Source organism: Ponticoccus sp. (in: a-proteobacteria), assembly GCF_048381735.1.
In genome coordinates, this window is record NZ_JBLXGL010000016.1 from 37,233 (window position 1) to 59,907 (window position 22,675).

The following is a 22,675-nucleotide window of genomic DNA, read 5'->3' on the forward strand; positions in this document are numbered from 1 at the left end:
CCGATATTTATCCGCCCCGCTACTTTTCCTGCAGGCGGCTGTCGCTCTCGATGGAAGGTCTACATGTGCCTGACCCGCGCGGGCGAGGCGGTCGGCGCATGACCCGGCCTCAAGACAGCGCCGCCGCCCTGACGACCAAGGTCGGCGGGACGGACCACCTGATCCTGATGCGCTGCATCGAGGACGACCGCTTCGGCAATCCCGACAAGGTCAACGGGGCCTATATCGACCGGGACGCGCCGCATTTCGTCACCTCGGAGCACAGGCGGACCCGCAGCTACGATTCCGTGCTGAACGCCCTGCCGGTGGAACATTACCACCGCATCTGCGGCCTCGAGGAGGTCACCGGCCTGGCGCGTTTCTCGGCGCCGAGCTGGCGGCTGCGCATCCTGACCCGCACGGCGAACCTGGCCCCGGAGCTGCTGCATGAAGAGACCGGGACCGGCGTCGCGGATCTTGCCCTGCCCGTCGCCCTGAGCGGCAAGCCCTACCGGCTGTATTTCGAGCTCAGCTGGGCGGGTGCCCTGTCGGTCGACCTGCTGGCCTGGAGCGCGCCGAAACCGGACAGGCTGCAGCCTCTGGGGGTGTCGATCACCACCTACAACAAGGCCGCCTACCTGCTGCCCAACCTGGCGACCCTGGCCGAAAGCGCGGCCTATGGGGCGGGGATGCTGGACATCCTGGTGGTCAACAACGGCGATCCGCTGCCCGAAGCCCCCGACATGGCAGAGGTCAAGCCGCTGCCCAACGTCGGCGGCACCGGCGGTTTCCTGGCGGGGCATGCCCATTTCAGGAAAAAGGGATACCGCCATTTCGTCATCATGGACGACGATATCGCGATCCTGCCGGATTTCATCGACCGGCTTTATGCCATGTCCTGCTTCGCCCGCGGCATGCATGTGGGCACCATGGCCGAAATCCTGAACACGGCCGGACGGATCGTGAAGGAGCAGGGGGCCAATGTCTCGGCTTCCCATACCTTCGGGATCGACCTGATCAATCCCTTCACCGATCTGCAGGGCTGGGACCGCCACCGCGTCTATGGCTTCTACGAGGCCGATTTCAGCGGCTGGTGGAGCCTGATGGTGGATCTCGACGGGCCGGCCCCGGCGATGCCGGAAAAGCAGTTCATCAAGCGCGACGACATCATGTTCGGCTATGAAAGCCGGCGCCAGGACGTGGTGACCGTCGTGCCCCCCAACCTGGTGGTGGCCCATGGCGAAGAGGGCGCACCGGCCTATTACTACTACGACATCCGCAACGACCTGATCCTGCGGGCCCGCAACGCGGATCGCCTGAGCCTGTCGCTCAAGCAGCTGGTGCGCATCGCAGGCTACCTGATGCTGAGCCTGCAGGCGGACCGTCAGAAGATGTTCAACGCCGCCCTGGCGGATTTCCTGGCCGGACCGGCGGCGCTGCAGGCCTCGGACATCGGCCAGACGCTCAAGCGGGTGCGCGCCATGGCTTCCCGGCCGCAGCCCATCCCGCCGCAGCCCAAGGCGCTGACGGCCAGGGATCTTGCGCAGGAGGCGGAAGCCAGCGATCAGAGCCGGAAACAGGCCCGGCCCCGCCTGGGCGGCGGCGACCGGCCGCCCCCCCGCGCGCTGCTGCGCGACTGGATCACGCCCTCGGCCTGGTCGACCTCGGATCCGCTGCCGATCGTGGAAAGCAACCCGCTTCTGCACGCACGCGGGCAGGGCGCCTATCTGGATGTGATCCCCTTCACCGACACCGCGTATCTGCGCAAACGCCAGGCTGCAGCCCCCTTCCGGTTCCTGCACGCGCTCTGGCTGATCGCGCGCCTCTACGGCGGCCGGAAACGGTTGCTCAAAGCCTATAAAGACGGTCGGACCACGCCATGATTTCTCTTTCCAACACAGCGATCCTCATCCTGACCTGCAATGATTTCGAGGCGCTCGACATCACCATCGGCCAGGTCCTGGCGACCACGCCCGCCTCGGTGCCGGTCTACCTTCTGTCCAACTGCCACGGCCTGCCCGGCGCGGATATCTGCGAGGACATGTGCCGTTTCACCGCTCGGCAGAACTATGGCCGGGTCCATTGGCTGAACCCGATGAAGGCCCAGCCGGCGTTCTTCGGGATCCAGGATGCGATCGAGAACCATATCGATGCCGAATACATCCTCAAGCTGGACGACGACGCCTTTCCGATCACCCCGGGCTGGCTGGAAGGGCTGATCGAGACCTATGCCGAACAGGACCCGGACAAGATCGCCTATGTCAGCGGCCTGGTGAACAACAACCCCTACGGCTTCCACCGCCTGACCCGGCTGCCCGCGCTGCGCGAGGCCTATGGCGCGATCATGGCGCAGAGCCACATGGCCGGGGAATATGTGCCCGGCTACCAGGAATTCCGCATCGCCGGCCCGGGCGAAGCCGATCCCGGCGGCTGGGGCACGGTCTGGCAGTTCCCGCATCTGGCGCGCTGGATCCACGAGGAAACCACCCTGCAGCCAGAGCGCTTCCGGGCGCTGACCGCGGATCTGGGTCCGGTCGTCTTCGATCCCAAGGTGCGCTATTCGATCAACGTCATGCTGTTCCGCCGCGACCTCTGGAGCAAGGTCGCCACCGGTGGGGTGGACGATGAAGAGATGCTGAACCTCTATTGCGATGCCAATGACAAGACCATTGTCATCCGCGAGGACATCCCCTTCGTGCATCTTTATTTCGGCCCGCAGAAGCGCTACCTGGCGGATCTGCTGCCCGGGGTCCGCGAGGCCTATCCCAGCCCCCACCCCCGCCTGGTCGCGGACTGGGATGCCTTCAAGGCAAACTGGCAGATCGAACTGCTAAAAAAAAAATGACCGGTGAAGCGACCATCGTGGCCCTGAAGACGGTGCTGCGACGGTTGCGCAACGCCGCAGGCCGCATAGTGAGACGCAGATGATCATTTCGGACAACTACAAGTTCTGTTTCATCCACATTCCCAAATGTGCCGGAACCTCGATCCGCACGATGATCCAGGAGGCCGACCCCGGGCGGTTCCAGCAATGGGGCTGGAACTGGATGCCGCGCCATCAGCGCTATGGCGATACGGCGCATATGCCGCTGATCGATCTGCCGCCGAACCTGCTGGGCCAGGTCCGCAAGTACCGCGCCATCACGGTGGTGCGCGATCCGCTGGACCGGTTCTACTCCTCGGTCGAGCAGCATTTTTCCCAGCACAACTACCGGGCGCGCAAGTCGGTCGAGGAATTCGTCTTCGAGCTCAACACCACGAATATCCGCTACGACCCCTCCTATGTGCATTTCTGTCCGCAGCATTACTTCCTGTCGATCGGGGACACGACGCATGTCGACGACATCCTGCGGTTCGAGGACGAGACCTGGCAGGACCGGTTCCGCGACATCCTGATCGGGCAGGGCATGCCCGAGGAGAAGCTGGTGCTGCCCGAGCTGAACCGCCGCGAGAAGCCGGACCGCGAGCCGCTGTCCGAAGAGGCGCTGACCCATCTCTACATGCTCTACAAGCGGGATTACGCGATGCTGGACTACACCCCGCCCGTGACCGGCACGTTCATCCTGAACACCTCGGAGAGCAAGAACATGGCCAAGCCCTTCGACTTTTCGGCCTATGACGAGATCCACATCATGCAGGCCTCGTTCCGGAAGGGGTGAGGGGCAGGGCCTTGCCCGGGCAAGGCCTGATGCCGCGAGGCCGGAAGGCCCTGGGCCGGATCGCCTTTCCCCTGATTGCACCGGCCCCCGCCTTGAACCGGCGGGGGATAGGGCCCCCCGGGGGATGACGCCGCCGCCCTCTTCGGCTATCCGCTGGCCTGGCGCGGCCCTGCAAGCCAGGCCTCCAGCGCCATCCCGGTCAGCGCCCCGGTCCGGCGTATATCCTGCCCATAAAGCGCGGTGAGCCCGGCAAGCGCCGCACCGGCCTCGACCTGCACGGCGGCATTGTCGTTCGGGCGGATCATCTTTTCCGTCTCAACGCGCAGCCCGGCCTCCACGCCCAGGAAGCCAAAGAGCCGCGCCAGCAGCCCCGCCTCATCCCGCAACAGGTCTTCGGTCCGGCAAAAGGCGATCTGATCGCGCGGGAAATGCCGCAGCAGCCGGGCGATCTGATCGGCGTAGAAGCCGCGTTCGACGTAGGAATAGAGCCGCTTTTCGCGGTCTCCCCCGTCCCGGACCCGGGCCCGTCCGACAGCCGAGATCGCCGCCTCGAACGACAGCGGCTCGATCCCGCGGGCGCGTTGCATCTTCCAGTGCGACAGCGCCCGCTCGGCCGGATCGCGCAGGATCACCAGGATCCGCGCCCCGGGGTTGTAGCGCGCCAGCGCCTCGACCGCGCCGGGCCAGTAAAGATAGGCCGGCGTCGCCTCGCCCCAGAGCAGCGCGGGATCGGCCCCGGCAAAGGCGCGGTCGAACCGGGCCGGGTCCGGGTCCGGCCGGTCGAAGACATGCAGTTCCTTCTGCGGCAGGGCGACGATGCCGGGATGGGCCGTCAGCTTGGCGAACAGCGCGGTGGTGCCGCTTTTCTGGGCCCCGATCAGGAAGAAATCCAAAGGTTTCCTTACCATGGCGCGCGTCCTCTTACCGAACCGTTCAGGGATCGCTGCAAGGGTGCCCGGCGCACAGAATGGAGCGCCCGATGTCCCAGACCTCTCCCCGGTTGACCCTGCCCCTGCTGGCGCCCTCCCAGGCGCAGAAACATGTCACGCATAACGAGGCACTGGCCCGGCTCGACCTGCTGGTGCAGCTGACCGTGCAGGCCTTCGAGGCCGCGACGCCGCCCGCCGCGCCGGTGGAGGGCACGATCTTTGCCCTCGGCGCCGCGCCCACGGGGGATTGGGCCGGACAGGCGCATCAGCTGGCCGGTTTCAGCGGCGGGGGATGGATCTTCATCGCCCCCCGGGAGGGCTGGCAGGCCCGGCTGGCCAGCACCGGCGTGGCCCATGTCTGGCAGGATGGCGCCTGGGGGATCCAGCCGACCGACCTGCTGGGGGTCAATGCCACGGCGGATGCCACCAACCGGCTGGCCGTGGCCGCCGAGGCGGTGCTGCTGAGCCACGATGGCGCGGGGCATCAGGTCAAGGTGAACAAGGCCACGGCCAGCGACACCGCCAGCCTGCTGTTCCAGACCGGCTGGTCGGGCCGGGCCGAGATGGGCACCGCCGGCAGCGACGGCTTTGCCATCAAGGTCAGCGACGACGGCGCGACCTGGCGGCAGGCGCTGCGGGTGGACCCGGCGACGGGCCATGTGGGCATCGGACCCGATGCGGATACGAGCTATGCGCTGGGGGTGGCCATCAACGCCACCGGACCCACGATCTGCGTCCGCAACACCGGCGGGGCAGGGGGCGCGCAATTCGAGCTGATCGACGACGCCTCGGGCGGAAACTGGCGCTTCAAGACGGTGCAGGGCGGGTCTTTCAAGCTGCGCGATCATGGCAAGGACGTGGATCATATGTTCCTCTATGCGACACCGCGGCGGACCGAATTCGCCGGCGGGGTGCGGCCGGGCAGCTTTGCGGTTGCGGGCTTGCCGGATCCGGCGGCCATGGGGGCGGGCTGCATGATCTATGTTCCCGACGAAAGCGGGGGGGCCGTCATGGCCTTCTCGGACGGAACCGACTGGCGGCGGATGACGGACCGGGCCGTGGTGTCATAGGCGTATCGCGCATAAAGCGCGCGCGCCGCCGCAATCCGCGCCGCGGGCATGGCCTCCTGCCTGTCCTCCGCGGCCCGGGGCCGAACCGGATGGACCCCGTCGGCGAGCCCCTGCAGCACCGACCGCGGCACCGGGATCTCCAGGAAATCCGCCAGGTGCCGCAGGACGGGCGCGGGGGTGCTGCAGAGATCCTCGTAGCGCAGCACCAGCGCGCGGGGGCCGAAATGGCGGGCCAGATGGTGCAATGCCCGCCGGTTGGCCCGCAGCCAGAAGTCGAGCGCAAGGGCGGCGGGCACCTGCCCCGGCGGAGGCTGCGGCAGACCAAAGCGCGCCGCCCAGTGGCGCAGCTGGTTCTGGTTCCCCGACAGCGCCATGTCCGGTCCCGACCGCAACAGGAAGACCACCTTGGCGCCGGGAAAGACCCGCGCGATATCCGGCAGGAAGAGATGCGCATTGGGCTCTTTCCAGCCCCAGGCCCCCGTTCGGGGACAGGCGGGACCATCCCGCAGGCCGTTCAGGGCCAAATCCGCCATGTCGGGGTGAATTTCCCTGCGAAACCCGGCGCCGCGCGCGGCGATCTCGGCCTGCAGCCGGGCCCGATCCCGGGGATCCGTCCCGCCACGGCTGCAGCGCGCGAAAAGCGTCAGCGCCGCCTCGATCTCGGACCTGGCGGGCCAGGTCTCCTGCCAGTCGCGCCGCCGCAGCAGAAAGGTGAACCACAGGTTGTCGAGCGACGGATTGAGGCAGCAGCCGATATCCACCCCCAGGGCCTGAACCGCCCCCGCCACGACCCGCGTGCCGCTGCCTCCGACGCCGCAGATGACGAGGGGGGCGGCGTGATGCGGATCATCCATATGAGGGGCGGGGTCCATGGCGCGATTTCACAGGGCTCCTGGTTGCCATCCGGTTAACGAGGCCTTGACCAGGATCGGGGCCGTCAGGATCTTCTGCCGCGAACCCGCGGCGCTGCCCGCCCCGAAATATTAACATAACCTTGATTCTGAGGCCTTTTCCTGCAGGCGGGTGGCTTCATAAACGAAGTGCGAATTCTGGATAGTGGATTTACATCCACAGCGCAAATCAGACCTGTCGCTTTCCCCTGTCCTGCCGAGACGCAGGGAGAACGGGCATGGCCCGGACAGAGCCGGGCCTGCGTGAGAGACGCAGGTCTGAGGCCATGCGGAACGCAACAGGTCCGGCGCGCCCGGCCACGGTCGGACAGCTTGGGCCCGCCGTGACCCCGGGACCATGGCCCGGCCCCTCCCCCCGCAGCCCCTGTCGGCGCGGCCGCCGCAGGCAAGGCCGGGGGCTGTCTCGCTCGCGTGACAAGCCGGCGATTGCTTGCTAAGCCCGGGGGACACATCTCAAGGAGCGCCCGCCCGTGCAGATCACCAAGACCGCCCTGCCCGGAGTGCTTCTGTTGCAGCCCGCACGGTTCGGGGACGCCCGGGGCGTCTTTTGCGAAACCTGGAACCGCAGGACGCTGGCCGCCCATGGGATCGCGCTGGACTTTGTGCAGGACAATCAGTCCCGATCGGCGCGCGCCGGCACCGTCAGGGGCCTGCATTTCCAGGCGCCGCCCCATGCCCAGGACAAGCTGGTGCGCTGCGCCGCCGGCGCGCTGTTCGATGTGGCCGTGGATATCCGCCGGGGCAGCCCGACCTATGGCCAGTGGGTCGGCCATGAGCTGAGCGCCGAGAACGGCCTGCAGATGCTGATCCCGCAAGGCTTCCTGCATGGCTTCGTGACCCGCGCGCCCGATACCGAGATCTGCTATAAATGCACCGGCTACTATGCGCCGGACTGCGAGGGGGCCGTGCGCTTCGATGATCCGGAGATCGCCGTGGACTGGGGCCTGCAGGGGCCGCCGATCCTGTCGGACAAGGATGCCGAGGCCCCCGGCCTGGCCAGCCTCGACAGCCCCTTCGACTACAGCCCAATCCCATATGGTGACGCATGATGAAGCTTCTGGTGACCGGGGCGGCCGGCTTTATCGGCTCGGCGGTGGCGCGGCTGGCGGTGGCGCGGGGCCATACCGTGATCTCGCTGGATGCGCTGACCTATGCCGGGTGCCTGGACAATCTTGCCAGCCTGGACGGCAATCCGCAGCATGTCTTTGAACGGGCCGACATCCGCGATCGCGCCGCGCTGGACCGGATCCTGGCCGCCCATCGGCCCGATGCGGTCATGCATCTGGCCGCCGAAAGCCATGTGGACCGCTCGATCGACGGGCCGGGCACCTTCATCGACACCAATGTGGGCGGCACCTTCACCCTGCTCGAGGCCAGCCGGGCCTATTGGCAGGCGCAGGGCCGGCCGGACAGCTTCCGGTTTCACCATGTCTCGACGGATGAGGTCTATGGCACGCTGGGCCAGACGGGCCGCTTCAGCGAGGACACGCCCTATGCCCCCCGCTCGCCCTATGCCGCCTCGAAGGCGGCCAGCGACCACCTGGTGCGGGCCTGGCACGAAACCTATGGGCTGCCGGTCGTCCTGAGCAATTGCTCGAACAACTACGGCCCCTTCCAGTTCCCGGAAAAGCTGGTGCCGGTGGTGATCCTGAACGCCCTGGCCGGCCTGCCGATCCCGGTCTACGGGCAGGGGCTGAACGTGCGCGACTGGCTGTTCGTCGAGGATCACGCCGAGGCCCTGCTGCTGGTGCTGCAACGCGGCCGGACCGGGCGCAGCTACAACATCGGCGGCGAGGCCGAGGCCCGCAACATCGACCTGGTGCAGCGCCTCTGCGCCATCCTCGACCGCAAGCGCCCCGGCGCGCGGCCCTATGCGGATCAGATCACCCATGTGCAGGACCGGGCCGGGCACGACCTGCGCTATGCCATCGACCCCGCGCGCGTCCGGGACGAGCTGGGCTGGCGCCCCGCCTGCACGCTGGACGAGGGGCTGGAGCGCACCGTCCAGTGGTATCTGGACAACACCGGGTGGTGGCGCGCGCTGCAGGGGCGCGCGGGCGTGGGGCAACGGCTGGGCACCGGGGGGCAGGGATGACGATCCCGCGGATCTCCCGGGCGGTATCGGCCCATGGCGCGACTGTCCCGCCCACCCCGCCGGGCCCCGGCGCGACCGGCCCGACCGGCGCGACAGCCCGGCCCCTATCCTGACCCGTTTCCTGCACGATCCCGGAGCCCGATCATGACCAGACGCAAAGGCATCATCCTGGCCGGAGGCTCGGGCACGCGGCTTTACCCGATCACGATGGGGCTCTCGAAACAGCTGCTGCCGATCTACGACAAGCCGATGATCTACTACCCGATCTCGGTCCTGATGCTGGGCGGGATCCGCGACATCGCGGTGATCACCACACCCCAGGATCAGGCGCAGTTCCAGCGCGCCCTGGGCGATGGCAGCCAATGGGGCATCTCGCTGCACTATCTGGTACAGGACAGCCCCGACGGCTTGGCCCAGGCCTATCTGCTGGCCGCGGACTTCCTGGACGGCGCGCCCTCGGCCATGGTGCTGGGCGACAACCTGTTCTTCGGCCACGCCCTGCCCGAGATGCTGGCCAAGGCCGATGCCCGGTCCCAGGGCGGCACGGTCTTCGGCTATCGCGTCGCGGATCCGCAGCGCTACGGCGTCGTCGGCTTCGATGCCGAGGGCGCGGCCCGCGAGATCATCGAAAAGCCCGCCAGGCCGCCGTCGAACTACGCGGTGACCGGGCTGTACTTCCTGGACAGCGAAGCGCCCGAACTTGCCGCCCGGGTCCGGCCCTCGGCCAGGGGCGAGCTGGAGATCACCGCCCTGCTCGAGATCTACCTGCGCGCGGGCAAGCTGCAGGTCGAGCGCATGGGGCGGGGCTATGCCTGGCTCGACACCGGCACCCATGCCAGCCTGCTGGACGCGGGCAACTTCGTGCGCACCCTGACCGAGCGGCAGGGGCTGCAGACCGGCTGCCCCGAGGAAATCGCCCATGCCAAGGGCTGGATCAGCGATGCGGATCTCGCGAAACGGGCCGAAATGTTCCAGAAGACCGACTATGGCCGCTATCTCGCCGCGCTGCTCTGAACCGCGGGCCGATCGCAGGCCGGACCCGGGTCCGGCCCTGGGCGGGCCGGGCCTGCGGGGGGCAGGCCGCGGCGGTTGATCTTCGATCGCTCTGTTCTCTATATGTGAGCAAGCTCTTGATCACTCACTCCATTCCCTGCGTTGAAGGAAGACCATGGACAGCATCGCCCTGGGCCCCGACGGCCAAGCCAACCACGCCATGGCCATCATGCGTCAGGAGACCCGCGAAGGGGATCTGGCCACCGATGTCCATTTCCTGCCCGGCCTGGACCTGCACGCCGACCCGGCCCTGGAGATCAGCGGGCGCTACAGCTCGCCCGAGGGCCGCATCCTGGAGCTGGAGACCCAGACCCATGGCCAGGGCGGCTGGTGCGGGCTGCATGTGCGGCTGCCGGCCGAGAAGCTGCATCACGTGGGCACCATCGGCTTTGCCGCGCGCATCGCCGCCCCCGAGGTCTTCGTGGCCCGCGCGGCGCTGCGCTCGGGCGGGCCCGACGGGTTCGTCGACTGCTTCTTCGACAAGCACCTGCTGTTCCGCCCCGAAGAGGCCAGCCACGTGGATGCGATCCCCGTCCACTACCGCGAACCGGTGCCGGCGGAAGCCGCCTGGCGCGAGCTGATCCTCTTTTTGCCGACCCACAGCTTCCGTCTGTCGATCATCGATCTGCGCCTCTTCGTCGTCTGAGGCGGCATGAGCCTCGGACTGGTCATTCCCGTGCGCGACGACGGCGCCGCACTGGAGCGGCTGCTGGCCGGGGCCGGCGGGCTGGGCCTCTTCGATCAGATCGTGGTGGTCGATGACGGGTCCGCCGATCCGGTCGTGACCGACCGGGCAGAGGTCATCCGCCAGGACAGCGCCACCGGCCCCGGCCCGGCCCGCAACCGCGGGCTGGACGCGATCCGGACCAGCCATGTGCTGTTCTTCGACAGCGATGACATGATCACCCCCGGCATGGTCCCGCTCTGGCGCGACCTGGCCGGGCGGGAGTTCGACTTCTGCCTGTTCCGCCACGCCGATACCCGCCGCATCGCCCGGGGCCACTGGCACCAGATGCCCCATGACGATGCGCTCTGGCGGCTGGCGGGCATGGGGGGGCGCCACCTGGCGCCGATCTCCGGGCAGGCCGCCGCCTGGCTGGCCCAGACGGCGAATTACCCCTGGAACAAGATCTACCGCACCGGCTTTCTGCAGGCCTCCGGCATCCGCTTTCCCGATCTCAGGCTGCACGAGGACGTCGCCCCCCATTGGCACAGCTTCGCGGCCGCCGGGACCATCCTCGCCTCGGACCGGATCTGCGCCAGCCATACCGTCTCGCCCGGCGGCAGCCGGATGACCAATGCCCGCGGACGTGAAAGGATCGACGCCATCGCTTCGCTGCAAGAAATCAGCGCCAGCCTGCAGGATCCTGCGCGCGCGCCCCTGCGCCACGCCTTCCGGCATTTCGCCAGCGGGCTGTTCGACTGGATCTATTACCACATCGACCCGCGGTGGCGGGCCGAGCTGCTGACCGCCGTGCGCGGCTTCTGGCAGGCCTGCCTGCCCCCCGGGGACGAGACCCGGCTGATCCGGCACGACCCCGTGCTGGCCCTGCGCATCGCCCTGCAGATGGCCGGGGGGCGGGCGCCATGCTGACCTTTGCCATGGCCACCCGCGACGAGGGCCCCGAGCTGGAGCTGGCCCTGCGCGCCCTGGCCCGGGCCAGCGGCCCCGGCGACTGCCTGCTGGTCTTTCATTCCGGCGACGACCGCAGCCTGACGCGGCTGCAGGGCTTTGCCGCCGAATACCCCACGCGGACCATCCGGACCGACAGCCCGGTGGGGGGGCATCGCGACCTGCTGCGCCTCGCGCTGGACATGGCCGAGACGGAATATACCCTGGTGCTGTCGCCCAGCGACCGCCTGCAGGCCGAGGCCTTCGCCGGCCTGCGCCGGACCCTTGCGCAGACGGCGCCGGACCTGGCCCTGCTGCACAGCGCCTGGTGGCTGGCCGATGACAGCCACCCCCTGCCCCGCAGCGACAGCGCGGCCTTTGACAGCCTGCCCCCGCAGCCCGCTGCGGCGGATTGCGCCGGGCTGCTGCCGGATCCGCGCCGGCTGGTCTATCGCACCGCCGACTGGCTGGCCCGCCTGGCCACCTGGCCCGCCGCACCGGATGCGCGCGCCTTCTACGAAAGGGCGCTGGCGGACAGCTCCGGGCTGAGCGTCACCCGCGCGCCAGCCCTGCTGCATGCCCTCACGCCCGTGGATCCGGCCCCGACCCTGCAGGCCCTGACCCATGCCCTGCGTGAGCGGCCCAGGGCCGAACGCGCCGCCTGCCTTGCCGACTGGCGGCCCGCCCTGGACGAGGCCCTGACGCTCTGCCCGCCGGGTCAAAGTGCCACCCTTCTCACCGCCCTGCCCCGGATCGTCGCCCTGCTGCCCCGCCCGCTGCGCCGGGACATGGCGCGCCAGCCCGGACCCTTTGCCCGCCTGCTCGAGGCGCAGATCGCCGAGGGCCCCCTGGGCGCCAGGGTCACCCTGAGCCTGCAGCTCTCCGAGCAGCAGCAGCAGCGCAGCGACATCCTGGCCGCCGCCTATGGCCGGCTGCGCGCCGATCTCGACCTGGCCCTGCCGGGGCCGGCCTATCTGCACGATCTCTACACGCGCCTGCGCGCGCTCTGACGCTCCGGGGGGCCCATGCTCAAGGTCTATAAATCCGGCCCTCACGGCATTCGCACGCCGCTCAGCTACCCCGCGCTCTGGCCGCTGTTCCAGGACCGGATCACGCTGGTCGACCGCCCGTCCCGGGCCGATCTCTGCGTCTTTGCCCATGTGCTCGATATCCAGGATGCCCCCTACGAGGTGATCGCGGATTGGCGCGCGCGCCAACCGCCCGTGGTGCTGCTGTCCGAGGAACCCTTCTGGGACACGATCTGGGGCGGGCGCCCGCTGGATCCGGTGATCTACGTGGAAACCGCCTGGGGGGCCCTGCCGGTCCGGCAGCTGAACCATTGCACCAGCGCGATCTACCGGTTCCGGCGCATCCCCTACTACCTGCTGACCAACCACCGCTTTGCCAATGCCTACCGCTACCGCTTTGCCCGCAATGCCGCGCGCCCGGCAGCGGACTGGCAGGCGGATTTCGCCCGCCGCCCGGTCGATCTGACCTTCATGTTCGAACGCCGCGCCGCACGGCACCACTGGGTGGAATGGCCCGGGGCCGACCTGACGGGCCTGTGCTCCTGGCGCACCGACCTGACCGAGGCCTGCACCACCGGCGTGGTCGAGCGCCTGGGCCAGAGCTGGCAGGGCGGGCAGAGCCGCTTCGCGCTGAGCACCGACTGGCACATGGACAAGCTGACGCGCCTGGACGGGCGCGCCCGCCTGATGGGGGCGCTGGAGAACACCCACCACCCCGATTACATCACCGAGAAAGTCTTTGACGCCTTCGCCTGCGGATCGCTGCCGGTCTACTGGGCCAGCCCCGGGCATCGCATCCACGAGTTGGGCCTGCCGGAGGGATCCTGGGTCAACCTCTGGGGAATGACGCCGGAGGACGGGGCAGCGCATCTGCAGGACCGCGCGCGGCAACAGGACGCCGAGGCGGTCCGGGAGGCCAATGTCAGGCTTCAGGCGCTGTTCTCGGAGCCGCAGCACTGGCTGGCAGAGCGCCGCCGGGTGCAAAGCGCCCTTGTCGCCGAACTGGAGCAGGCCTGCGCGCGCCCTGCCTGAGGGCATCGGCGGCCCCCCGCCGACGCGCAGGGCGGCGAGAGAGACGGCTGGCCCCATTCTTCCGGGGTCGGGTTTGCCGGCATCCCGATCCCGGGCCTCGGGCCGAAGGCATCGGCGCCCCGCTTTTCGTCTGCGGCGTCATGAGTGCCGCCGCACCGCGGGCATAGGGCCGCCATCCTGCCCTCACATCGCTGGCCCCTCCCGGTTGCGGCTGAACCGGGTTCGCGGGGTCGATGCGCTGCGGACCAGGCCGCAGGCGGGCTTCGCGGCCCCCCGCTCCGACCTATTCGGAGTTGCTTTTCCCCCCGGTTTTGGGGCACTTGGCCCAAAAGGAGTTTTGGTTTGGCACGCAAAGCATTGATCACCGGCATTACAGGTCAGGACGGATCCTACCTGGCGGAATTCCTTCTGGAAAAAGGCTACGAGGTCCACGGCATCAAGCGCCGCGCCTCGCTGTTCAACACACAGCGCGTGGACCACATCTACCAGGACCCGCATACCAACAATCAGAACTTCCAGCTGCATTACGGCGACCTGACCGATACCTCGAACCTGACGCGCATCATCCAGGAGGTGCAGCCGGACGAAGTATACAACCTCGGCGCCCAGTCCCACGTCGCGGTCAGCTTCGAAGCCCCGGAATACACCGCGGACGTCGACGGCATCGGCACCCTGCGCCTGCTGGAAGCGATCCGTTTCCTGGGCCTGGAAAAGAAGACCCGCTTCTACCAGGCCTCGACCTCCGAACTCTACGGCCTGGTGCAGGAAATCCCGCAGCGCGAGACGACGCCCTTCTATCCGCGCTCGCCCTATGCGGTGGCCAAGCTGTATTCCTACTGGATCACGGTGAACTACCGCGAGGCCTATGGCATGTATGCCTGCAACGGCATCCTGTTTAACCACGAAAGCCCGCGCCGCGGCGAAACCTTCGTGACCCGCAAGATCACCCGCGGCCTGGCCAACATCTCGCAGGGGCTGGAAGAATGCCTCTACATGGGCAACATCGACAGCCTGCGCGACTGGGGCCACGCCAAGGACTACGTGCGGATGCAGTGGATGATGCTGCAGCAGGACGCGGCCGAGGATTTCGTGATCGCCACCGGCCTGCAATATTCCGTGCGCGCCTTCATCCGCTGGTCCGCCGCCGAGCTGGGCATCGAGCTGGAGTTCACCGGCGAGGGCGTGGACGAGATCGCCACCGTCGTTTCGGTCGACAACAGCATCTCCCCCGCCCTCAAGCCGGGCGACGTGATCCTGCGCATCGACCCCCGCTATTTCCGCCCCGCCGAGGTGGAAACGCTGCTGGGCGATCCGGCCAAGGCCAAGGCCAAACTTGGCTGGGAACCGGAGATCACCGCACAGGAGATGTGTGCCGAGATGGTCGCGGAAGACCTGAAGACCGCCCGTCGCCATGCCTTGCTGAAAGAGCACGGGATGGAGATGGCGGTCAGTTTGGAGTGACGAGACAGGGCGCTTCCTGCGATTTCAGGAAGCGCCCGCTTGTGCAAATGAAAAATTGGATCTCCGGCGCTTATGCAGCCATCGATAAGATACTGACAAACTATAAGCCCATCAGGAAATTTCAGACTCAGTTATTCTTCATGGCTTTCGTACCCCATGCGAACTCGCAAATCTTGGAGACCCAGCACTACAAAGCCCCTCTCAGCATCACTTTCAAATCGATCATCTCTCGATTTCCTATCTGGATTTACCCTGAAGGATGAACGTCGCTTCACTTCTTCTAAATCCAATCGCCGCTCCACCTCCTTATTAGATAGATCTTCCACGACACTGCTCGGAAGAGACTGTCGCAGAGCGTCGATCGGATCTAAAATAATATCTTCGTACTTCACCACGGAAACCTTTTCTCTCGTGGAAATTTCTTGAACGCTATCAAAAATCCTTGAGAAGTATCCATTCACGATCCCCACTCCAGTCTGGGGCCTCCCAAACTCTGAAAACTCACCATTTCGGCGAAAATGGTCTCTTGCGCTCAAGTAAATATCTATAGGGTCACGCACCACCAGAGACATATAAACACATGGATTTTTTACAATTTGATCGCACAGCCCTTTCGAGACAATGCGATGAACCTTAACAATAGACGTCCCCGCCCTCTTATCATTTTCTTCAATGTATCTCAGGAAGCTATCTGCATCTGGATTGTGAAGGTAGTCTGCTGTAAACTCTAGATCATCTGGATAATCACCACCACCCGGACAAACAAAATCCTGAAGGCTATTAATCAGGAAGCTTTTCTGAAGCTCGAATAGAAACGTAGATCCAGACTTTGGAATTGAGTTCGAAATCAGAACGAGAGGTCTTATTTCGCTATCATCGCCGACATGCATCAGAAATCCACCCCGCTCACTTCCATTTTCACCTGATTGGGCGACAGCCGCGTCGCCAGCTCCGTGAACGAACTCCAGTTCGACCCCAGCAGCAACGGCGCAGCCCCCAGCAGCATCGCATCCGCCAGCGCATAGTGCAGCTGCTCCGCCGACCGGTCGTAAAGAGAGCGCTGCAGATAGGCAACCCGACCCCCGTAGACCTGAGTGAAGGCCTCGTAGGTTTCGGGCATGTCGGCGGCAACGAAGATCCGCTCGGCGCGGCCTTCCCCGATCAGCGCATCGAGGCGCGCCATGAAGTGCGAATAATGGCTTTTCTCGCGCCAGTGGTTGATCGCGGCATGGCCTTCGGCGGTCCAGTTCTCGGCGCGGTCATAACTTGCGTTATCCGACCCCGGCGCGCCCACCATCCGCACATGCGCGCTGACGGCGTTGGGGGTCCGGACCGAGGCCACCAGGTCGCGCACGGCCTCGACCGGCGTCAGCCCGCGCAGAAAGCGGTTTTCCGCCTCCCAGGTCGAGGGCGCGGCGTTCAGTACATAGGCGGCGCGGGCGTAGATATCGCCGCCCCAGCTCAGATCCAGAGGCGCATCCTTCTGCGCGCCCTCCTCGATCTCCATGTAGTTGTACACCAGGCACCCCCGCCCCCAGGCCTGCTGGACGAAGGCCTCTTCGATGACGGCGCCCTTGTAGTCGAAGAGATCCGACAGCCGCCCCTCGCAGTGGTGATCCGGCTCCCAGACGACCACGAGTTCGCGATCCGTCGCCTCGGCAATGGCCGCCGCCGAGCCCATGGCCCGCATGCGGTTGCCCAGCCCGTGCTGCGCATCGATGAACAGCCGCGGACGGGAAGAGACGATCCGGGGCGCCTCGGGCCGCTGTGCGGCGCGGGCGATCAGATCGGGCCCGATCTCGGCCCCGGGGCGATCCAGCAGGCCCGGAAGCGCCTCTCGCGGCACCGACAGAATGGATGGTCCGAAGCGCCAGGAGGCCATCTCGGCCAGCGCGTAATGCCCGGCGTCCTCCCAGACCGGATCGGGCACCGGATGCGGAACCTCGCCCGCACGCGCCATTGTCACGACCGGCCCCCGGCTGCCCAGAATCCGGAACGGCAGAAGCTGTCGGTCCCGGTTCCACAGGGGCATGACATGGGCCAGAAAGCGATTCCGGCGGATGCAGTACATCGTGCCCGAGGTGATGTCGCCCAGGGCCGTGCCGGGCGCCGCCCGGTCGCCGCCGCCGATCCGCTCTGCGTCACTGTGGTCCTGATGGTGGATCGTGTTGCCCGCCACATCGATCCGCCGGGCGCCGATGTCGATCAGCCGATGGTACAGATCGTCGTCGTCCCAGCCATAGGTGGTGATGAATTCGTTGAACCCCGCCACCTCGGACAGAACGTCCCGGGTGACGAAGAAGAACCCGTTCACATGCGCCTGTCCCGGCTCGGCCGTCCGCCAGTTGCCGGCAACGAAACTGCGGGCCGGCAGAGGGTTGCGCGCGAAGAAATCGGGCATCAGCAGCAGGTCGGCATCGACCTTGAGGATCTTGTCGAAACGCGCGGCCCGGAACCCCGCGTTGAAGGCATAGGACAGGATCCAGCGCGCCTCTCCGTCCACCCGCAGGATCCGGATGCGCGGGTCGTCGATGCCCTGCTCCCGCAGGCTCTGTGCGACGGGCACGTCGGACGACCAGTCCACGATGATGACTTCCGAGATTTCCGTGAACCCAAGCCAGGACCGGAGCGCGGACAGCAGGTTTTCGGTCCTGTTCATCGCGCAGGTGACAACGGAAATGCCCTCTGCGCCCTCGGATGTGATCGCGGGAAGCGTATCGGCGTCCTCACCCGCCCCCGCACCCGCGCCGACCCAGGCAACCGGGGCCTCGATCTGCAAAGTGTCCAGGACCTGCTCCAGGATCCGCTTCCGTGCCGCAGAGCCATCCTCCGCAACGAACTGCCCCAGTCTTGTCAGCGCATGCGCGCGCTCCTGCTCGTCGAGAGTGGACTGGATGGCAGCCAGATCTCGCCAAAAGTCAGTTAGTTTCACAACCATTGAAAATCTTCATGTAATCCCTGAACCTATTGAGAACACTAAGCACATTGATCCATGGAGTTCGAGGGCGATCTTGTATATTTCCGTGGTTGAAAGCCTGAGAGAGAGCCAATGAGAATTTTCCTAGCAGGACACCGCGGCATGGTCGGCGGCGCGATCCTGAGACGCCTCGGCGCCACCGCAGACAGCGACGTCATCACCCGCACCTCCGCAGAGCTCGACCTCAGGGATCAGTCGCGCGTCCGCGCCTTTTTCCAGAAGGAACGCCCCGACGCCGTCATCCTGGCCGCCGCCAAGGTCGGCGGCATCCACGCCAACAACACCTACCCGGCGGATTTCATCTACGAAAACCTGATGATCGAGTGCAACGTGATCCACCAGGCCTTCGCCGCCGGCGTGGGCAGGCTGCTGCAGCTGGGCTCCTCCTGCATCTATCCCAAGGCCGCCCCGCAACCGATGGCGGAAGACGCGCTTCTGACCGGCCCGCTGGAACCCACCAACGAGCCCTACGCCATCGCCAAGATCGCCGGGATCAAGCTCTGCGAAAGCTACAACCGGCAGCACGGTGTCGACTATCGCTCGGTGATGCCCACCAACCTCTACGGGCCGGGCGACAATTTTCACCCCGAGAATTCGCACGTCCTGCCCGCGCTCATCCGCCGCTTCCACGAGGCCAAGGAACAGGGCGCGCCCGCCGTCACCATCTGGGGCTCCGGGACACCCCGGCGCGAATTCCTGCATGTGGACGACATGGCCGAGGCCTCTCTTTTCGTGATGGACCTGCCCCGCGCGGTCTATGACCGCGAAACCGATCCCATGCTGAGCCACATCAATGTCGGCACCGGCTCGGATGTCACGATCCTGGAACTGGCCCGGATCGTGGCCCAGGCTGTCGGTTTCGAGGGCGAGATCCACACCGACCCGTCGAAACCGGACGGGACGATGCGGAAGCTGATGAATGTCGACCGGCTGTCGCGGCTGGGGTGGCAGGCAAGCATCGCGCTCGGGGACGGGATCGGCACCACCTATCAATGGTTTCTCGACCAGCAGGACGCCGGCACCCTGCGCCTGTAACCCCCCTGTCCTTCCGAACCACACATGTTTCAAGAGCATATATATGATCACACCCATTCTTCTCTGCGGCGGCTCCGGTACCCGGCTCTGGCCCCTCTCGCGTAAATCCTACCCCAAGCAGTTCGTGCCTCTGGTGGGCGACAGGACCCTGTTCCAGGCCTCGGCGGAACGGCTGTCCGGCAGCGCATTCGACAGGCCCCTGGTGCTGACGAACAACGACTTCCGCTTCATCGTCACCGAACAGCTGTCCGAGATCGGCATCGACCCCGGCGCCGTGCTGATCGAACCCGAGGGGCGCAATACCGCCCCCGCCATCCTGGCCGCCGCGCTCTATCTCGAGCAGAGCAACCCGGATGCGCTGATGCTGATCGCGCCCTCCGATCACGTGATCCCCGACCCCGAGGCCTTCCGCGCCGCCGTCGAAAAGGGCACCGAGGCCGCCCGGAACGGCCAGATCGTCACCTTCGGCATCACCCCGACCCACGGTGAAACCGGCTATGGCTACCTGGAACTCTCCGAGGCGCCCGGCGACAGCGCCATCGCGCTCAAGCGCTTCGTGGAAAAACCCGATGCCGCCCGCGCCGAAGAGATGGTCGCCTCGGGCATGTACCTGTGGAACGCGGGGATCTTCCTGTTCTCCGTCGGCACGATCCTGAACGCCTTCCGCACCCTGGCCCCCGAGCTGGTGCCCCCCGTGGCGCAATCCGTCGCCGAGGCGAAAAGCGATCTGGGCTTCCTGCGCCTGGCCCCCGAGCCCTGGTCCGGGGCCGGGGACATCTCGATCGACTACGCGATCATGGAACGCAGCGACGGGCTGTCGGTCGTCCCCTTCTCGGCCGGCTGGTCCGACCTGGGCGGCTGGGACGCGGTCTGGCGCGAAAGCGCCCAGGACGCCCGCGGCGTGGCCACCAGCGGCACTGCTACGGCCATCGACTGCGAGAACACGCTGCTGCGCTCGGAAGACGACCGGGTCGAGCTGGTGGGCCTGGGGCTCAGGAACGTCATCACCGTGGCCACGCCGGATGCGGTGCTGGTTGCCGATGCCTCGCGTGCGCAGGACGTGAAACTGGCGGTGGCCGCGCTCAAGGCAAAATCCGCCAAGCAGGCCACCATGTTCCCCAAGGATCACCGCCCCTGGGGCTGGTTCGAAAGCCTGGTGGTGGGCAACCGCTTCCAGGTCAAGCGCATCCACGTGCATCCCGGCGCCGCGCTGTCGCTGCAAAGCCACCACCACCGCTCCGAGCACTGGATCGTGGTGGAAGGCACCGCCCGCGTGACCATCGACGAGGAGGTCAGGCTGGTGACCGAGAACCAGTCCGTCTACATTCCGCTGGGGGCCGTTCACCGCATGGAGAACCCCGGCAAGGTGCCCATGGTGCTGATCGAGGTACAGACCGGCAGCTATCTCGGCGAGGACGACATCCTTCGCTACGAAGACATCTACGCCCGCACCTGACCCCGCCGAGGACATCGCCATGACGAATGACAGCCCCCGCCTCGTGGTGCATGCCCTGCCGGGCGCACAAGCCCGGAAGATCGCCACCGCGCTGACCGGCCTCATCGGCCCGGACGGCACGGAACAGGGGCCGGCGCTCTCGGCGCAGGACGCCGCCCGACAGCTCTCCGCCGACCCCGAGGCCAGGCTCTGCCTGCTTTACGAAGACCCGGTCCGCGCGCTCTGCGCCGCGATGTCCGCCCAGGAGGACATCGCCGCCGTCCTGCAGAACTGGACAGCCGCCACGGGCCAGGCGCTGGACCTGCATCGCCACAACAGAAAGCGATCGACGATCTACGAGGCGGCGCACCTGCAGCGGTTCGCCGCCGCCGGCCTGGCCCGGCTGGGGGTCGAGGCCGACAGCCGCCTGCTGGGCGATATCCCGGACACCGCGCCCCCCAGCCCGCTGGCCTATATCATGGCCCAGGCCATTCTGGCAGAAGACCAGGACGCCCGGGCCGCGCATGACGAACTGGTGGCCAGCACACAGACACTGTCCAACGAAGAGGATCCGGCCCCCGCCGACCTGGCCCTTCAGGCCTATGCGGCCCTGCGCGACAAACAGGACACGGTGGAATCGCTGCAAAGACAGGCCATGGACACCAGCCACGACCTCGGCCAGCAGCTGGCAAGGAAAACCGCCCACGTCGAGCTGCTGCTCTCGCATCAGGCGGATATAGTCGCCGACATGGAAGAGCTGCGGAACGGCTTGCAAACGAGCGCCCTCACGGCAGAACAGGAAGCGGAACAGGAAAAGGCGGGCCTGCAGGCACAGCTTCAGGCCGCCTCCGATGCGCAGGCCCAGCTGATGGCCCAGCAGGCAGCGATGATCGCCGACATGGAAGAGCTTCAGGAAAAGCTGGAGCAGAACGGTCGCGCGGCGGAACAGGAAAAGGCGGGCCTCCGGGAAAAACTGGATGCAGCCTCCGCACGCAATAGCTTGCTGGCCGACCAGCAGGCTGCCATGCTCTCGGACATGCAGAAACTGGAGCAGGAAATGGACGCCAGGGAGGTCCGCGCCATGGGCATCCAGCACAGCCTTCGGGTCCAATTGAAAGCCGTGGAAGAGACCAGGGACCGCGTCCTGCTTGAACGGGATCAAAGAACCGCAGAGCTCAAGGCCGCCCTTGAAACGCAGGCACAGACCGCCGCGGCCCTGACCCAGCGCGACGAGGATCTGACCATGGCCCGCAGGGAAATCGACCGGATCATGGGCTCTCGCTCGATGCGCCTGACCGGGTCGCTGCGCAAGATCGCCGGCCTTCTGCGGGGGCGCCGCTGACATGCGCGAAAGCCTCAGAACCGACACCCCTGCCCTTCTCGAGGCGACCGAGACATTCGCAACCGCGCTCTATGTGGGGCCGGGGCTTGAAGCCCTCGCCGCGTCGCTGTCGGGGACGCAGGCAGACCGGCTCGTGGCTTTCGCCCTTCCGGCCGCGGCAAAGGCGCTGCGCGTCCCGACCGCCAGCGCGCCGCTTGCCCGGATCGAGATCCACCCTGCCCTGCTGTCGCGCAGCAGCGGTACGGCCAGCCTGCAGGACTTCAACATCAAGGGCTATGCCGCCCTGCGACCGGCCACCGGCCTCAAGCGGATTTTTCCCGGGCTGCGCGAAACGCGCCAGACCAGCATCGATACGATCTCTCCCTCCGAGGCCCTGGAACAGGCCCGGCTGGAAGGAAGCGACAACCTGCTGATCCTCGGCGCATCCGGCTTTGAAATGGAGGTTCTGGACGCGGTCCTGCCCACCAAGGGGCAGCCGCCCTTCTCGCGCATCGTCCTGATGCTGCCGGATGCGGTCCTTTACGAGGGCGGCAGCACCGGCGCCGCCCTTGCCACGCGTCTGGAGCAGGCCGGCTATCGCCGCAGCAGGACCGACAGCTCCGATCCCGACATGCCGGTCGCCGCCTTCGACCTTGACCGCGCCGGCCAGGAGGCGCGCATGGTGCTGGCCGAACGGGACCGCATCATCGCCGCGCTGACCGACAGGCTCGATCGGCTCGCGGACGACCTGAAAGAGGTCCAGGCCCAACGCGACCGCGCCCTCACCGACGCCGAGACCGCCCTCGCCGCAGCCCGCGCCGAGGCGAAGGGCCTGCGCCGGGAGCTGGACCAGGCACAGGCCGCGGCGCAAGATCTCCGGCAGCAGAACGCGGCGCTCACGGCGGCACGGGCCGAGTTACAGGCCGATGCAGAGGCGGAACGGGCGGATCTCGCAGAGATCACCGCCGAAAAGGACACCGCCCAGCACAGGCTCGGCGATCTGGAAGGCGCCCTCGCCGCAGCCCGCGCCGAGGCGGAGGGCCTGCGCCAGGAGCTGGACCAGGCACAGGCCGCGGCG

Annotated in this window: 20 protein-coding genes; 16 read left to right on the forward strand and 4 right to left on the reverse strand. The window is 66.9% G+C overall.

Features of this window, described 5'->3' with window-relative positions; all coding sequences use genetic code 11:
- The first annotated feature begins 98 nt into the window (after positions 1 to 98).
- The 3 genes from ACN5KJ_RS19855 to ACN5KJ_RS19865 all read left to right on the forward strand — a co-directional run bounded on the left by ACN5KJ_RS19855 (position 99) and on the right by ACN5KJ_RS19865 (position 3,638).
- Positions 99 to 1,862: a glycosyltransferase family 2 protein gene (locus tag ACN5KJ_RS19855; protein ID WP_418595871.1), complete on the forward strand. Its 1,764-nt coding sequence runs from the start codon at positions 99 to 101 to the stop codon at positions 1,860 to 1,862.
- Positions 1,859 to 2,824, forward strand: coding sequence for a glycosyltransferase family 2 protein (locus tag ACN5KJ_RS19860; RefSeq protein ID WP_418595873.1), 966 nt, complete (start codon positions 1,859 to 1,861; stop codon positions 2,822 to 2,824). Before ACN5KJ_RS19855 ends, ACN5KJ_RS19860 begins: the two co-directional genes overlap by 4 nt.
- A gap of 79 nt (positions 2,825 to 2,903) precedes the next feature.
- Positions 2,904 to 3,638: a sulfotransferase family 2 domain-containing protein gene (locus ACN5KJ_RS19865; protein WP_418595875.1), complete on the forward strand. Its 735-nt coding sequence runs from the start codon at positions 2,904 to 2,906 to the stop codon at positions 3,636 to 3,638.
- Between the two features lie 146 nt (positions 3,639 to 3,784).
- Here the strand turns inward: ACN5KJ_RS19865 and ACN5KJ_RS19870 are convergent, their stop codons facing one another.
- A complete protein-coding gene (locus ACN5KJ_RS19870; protein ID WP_418595878.1) occupies positions 3,785 to 4,546 on the reverse strand; it encodes a sulfotransferase family protein in 762 nt (253 codons plus the stop codon).
- Between the two features lie 71 nt (positions 4,547 to 4,617).
- Here ACN5KJ_RS19870 and ACN5KJ_RS19875 point away from each other — a divergent pair, with 71 nt between their 5' ends.
- Positions 4,618 to 5,637, forward strand: coding sequence for a DUF2793 domain-containing protein (locus ACN5KJ_RS19875; RefSeq protein WP_418595880.1), 1,020 nt, complete (start codon positions 4,618 to 4,620; stop codon positions 5,635 to 5,637).
- On the opposite strand, the gene ACN5KJ_RS19880 is transcribed toward ACN5KJ_RS19875, so the two are convergent.
- Positions 5,547 to 6,509 (reverse strand): sulfotransferase, encoded by a 963-nt coding sequence (locus ACN5KJ_RS19880; RefSeq protein WP_418595881.1) that lies wholly within the window; start codon positions 6,507 to 6,509, stop codon positions 5,547 to 5,549. The genes ACN5KJ_RS19875 and ACN5KJ_RS19880 overlap by 91 nt on opposite strands.
- A 509-nt stretch (positions 6,510 to 7,018) precedes the next feature.
- Here ACN5KJ_RS19880 and rfbC point away from each other — a divergent pair.
- The 8 genes from rfbC (at position 7,019) to gmd (ending at position 14,829) form a co-directional block, all read left to right on the forward strand.
- Positions 7,019 to 7,597: a dTDP-4-dehydrorhamnose 3,5-epimerase gene (gene rfbC / locus ACN5KJ_RS19885; protein WP_418595883.1), complete on the forward strand. Its 579-nt coding sequence runs from the start codon at positions 7,019 to 7,021 to the stop codon at positions 7,595 to 7,597.
- The gene (rfbB, locus tag ACN5KJ_RS19890) at positions 7,597 to 8,643 is read left to right on the forward strand and encodes a dTDP-glucose 4,6-dehydratase (protein WP_418595908.1); all 1,047 of its coding nucleotides are present in this window, start codon (positions 7,597 to 7,599) and stop codon (positions 8,641 to 8,643) included. Before rfbC ends, rfbB begins: the two co-directional genes overlap by 1 nt.
- 144 nt (positions 8,644 to 8,787) lie before the next feature.
- On the forward strand, positions 8,788 to 9,657 hold the full coding sequence (gene rfbA, locus ACN5KJ_RS19895) for a glucose-1-phosphate thymidylyltransferase RfbA (protein ID WP_418595885.1): 870 nt from the start codon (positions 8,788 to 8,790) through the stop codon (positions 9,655 to 9,657).
- A gap of 154 nt (positions 9,658 to 9,811) precedes the next feature.
- The gene (locus ACN5KJ_RS19900) at positions 9,812 to 10,342 is read left to right on the forward strand and encodes a hypothetical protein (protein WP_418595887.1); all 531 of its coding nucleotides are present in this window, start codon (positions 9,812 to 9,814) and stop codon (positions 10,340 to 10,342) included.
- Between the two features lie 6 nt (positions 10,343 to 10,348).
- Positions 10,349 to 11,290: a glycosyltransferase family 2 protein gene (locus ACN5KJ_RS19905; protein ID WP_418595889.1), complete on the forward strand. Its 942-nt coding sequence runs from the start codon at positions 10,349 to 10,351 to the stop codon at positions 11,288 to 11,290.
- Complete coding sequence (locus ACN5KJ_RS19910) at positions 11,284 to 12,318, forward strand: hypothetical protein (RefSeq protein ID WP_418595890.1); 1,035 nt, start codon at positions 11,284 to 11,286, stop codon at positions 12,316 to 12,318. Before ACN5KJ_RS19905 ends, ACN5KJ_RS19910 begins: the two co-directional genes overlap by 7 nt.
- 15 nt (positions 12,319 to 12,333) lie before the next feature.
- A complete protein-coding gene (locus tag ACN5KJ_RS19915; protein WP_418595892.1) occupies positions 12,334 to 13,368 on the forward strand; it encodes a glycosyltransferase family 10 domain-containing protein in 1,035 nt (344 codons plus the stop codon).
- A 342-nt stretch (positions 13,369 to 13,710) separates the two neighbouring features.
- Positions 13,711 to 14,829 (forward strand): GDP-mannose 4,6-dehydratase, encoded by a 1,119-nt coding sequence (gmd, locus tag ACN5KJ_RS19920; protein ID WP_347168126.1) that lies wholly within the window; start codon positions 13,711 to 13,713, stop codon positions 14,827 to 14,829.
- Positions 14,830 to 14,960: 131 nt separating this feature from the next.
- Here gmd and ACN5KJ_RS19925 read toward each other — a convergent pair whose 3' ends face one another.
- The gene (locus tag ACN5KJ_RS19925; RefSeq protein ID WP_418595894.1) at positions 14,961 to 15,719 is read right to left on the reverse strand and encodes a sulfotransferase domain-containing protein; all 759 of its coding nucleotides are present in this window, start codon (positions 15,717 to 15,719) and stop codon (positions 14,961 to 14,963) included.
- Positions 15,719 to 17,767: a glycosyltransferase gene (locus ACN5KJ_RS19930; RefSeq protein ID WP_418595896.1), complete on the reverse strand. Its 2,049-nt coding sequence runs from the start codon at positions 17,765 to 17,767 to the stop codon at positions 15,719 to 15,721. The genes ACN5KJ_RS19925 and ACN5KJ_RS19930 overlap by 1 nt, the downstream gene beginning before the upstream one ends.
- Positions 17,768 to 17,878: 111 nt before the next feature.
- Here ACN5KJ_RS19930 and fcl point away from each other — a divergent pair, with 111 nt between their 5' ends.
- The 4 genes from fcl to ACN5KJ_RS19950 all read left to right on the forward strand — a co-directional run.
- Positions 17,879 to 18,841: a GDP-L-fucose synthase gene (gene fcl, locus ACN5KJ_RS19935; protein ID WP_418595898.1), complete on the forward strand. Its 963-nt coding sequence runs from the start codon at positions 17,879 to 17,881 to the stop codon at positions 18,839 to 18,841.
- A gap of 43 nt (positions 18,842 to 18,884) precedes the next feature.
- Complete coding sequence (locus ACN5KJ_RS19940; RefSeq protein ID WP_418595900.1) at positions 18,885 to 20,297, forward strand: mannose-1-phosphate guanylyltransferase/mannose-6-phosphate isomerase; 1,413 nt, start codon at positions 18,885 to 18,887, stop codon at positions 20,295 to 20,297.
- A gap of 19 nt (positions 20,298 to 20,316) precedes the next feature.
- Positions 20,317 to 21,618 (forward strand): hypothetical protein, encoded by a 1,302-nt coding sequence (locus tag ACN5KJ_RS19945; protein WP_418595902.1) that lies wholly within the window; start codon positions 20,317 to 20,319, stop codon positions 21,616 to 21,618.
- 1 nt (position 21,619) lies between these two features.
- Positions 21,620 to 22,675 (forward strand): hypothetical protein (locus tag ACN5KJ_RS19950; protein WP_418595904.1); only part of this gene is annotated, 1,056 nt, incomplete at its 3' end.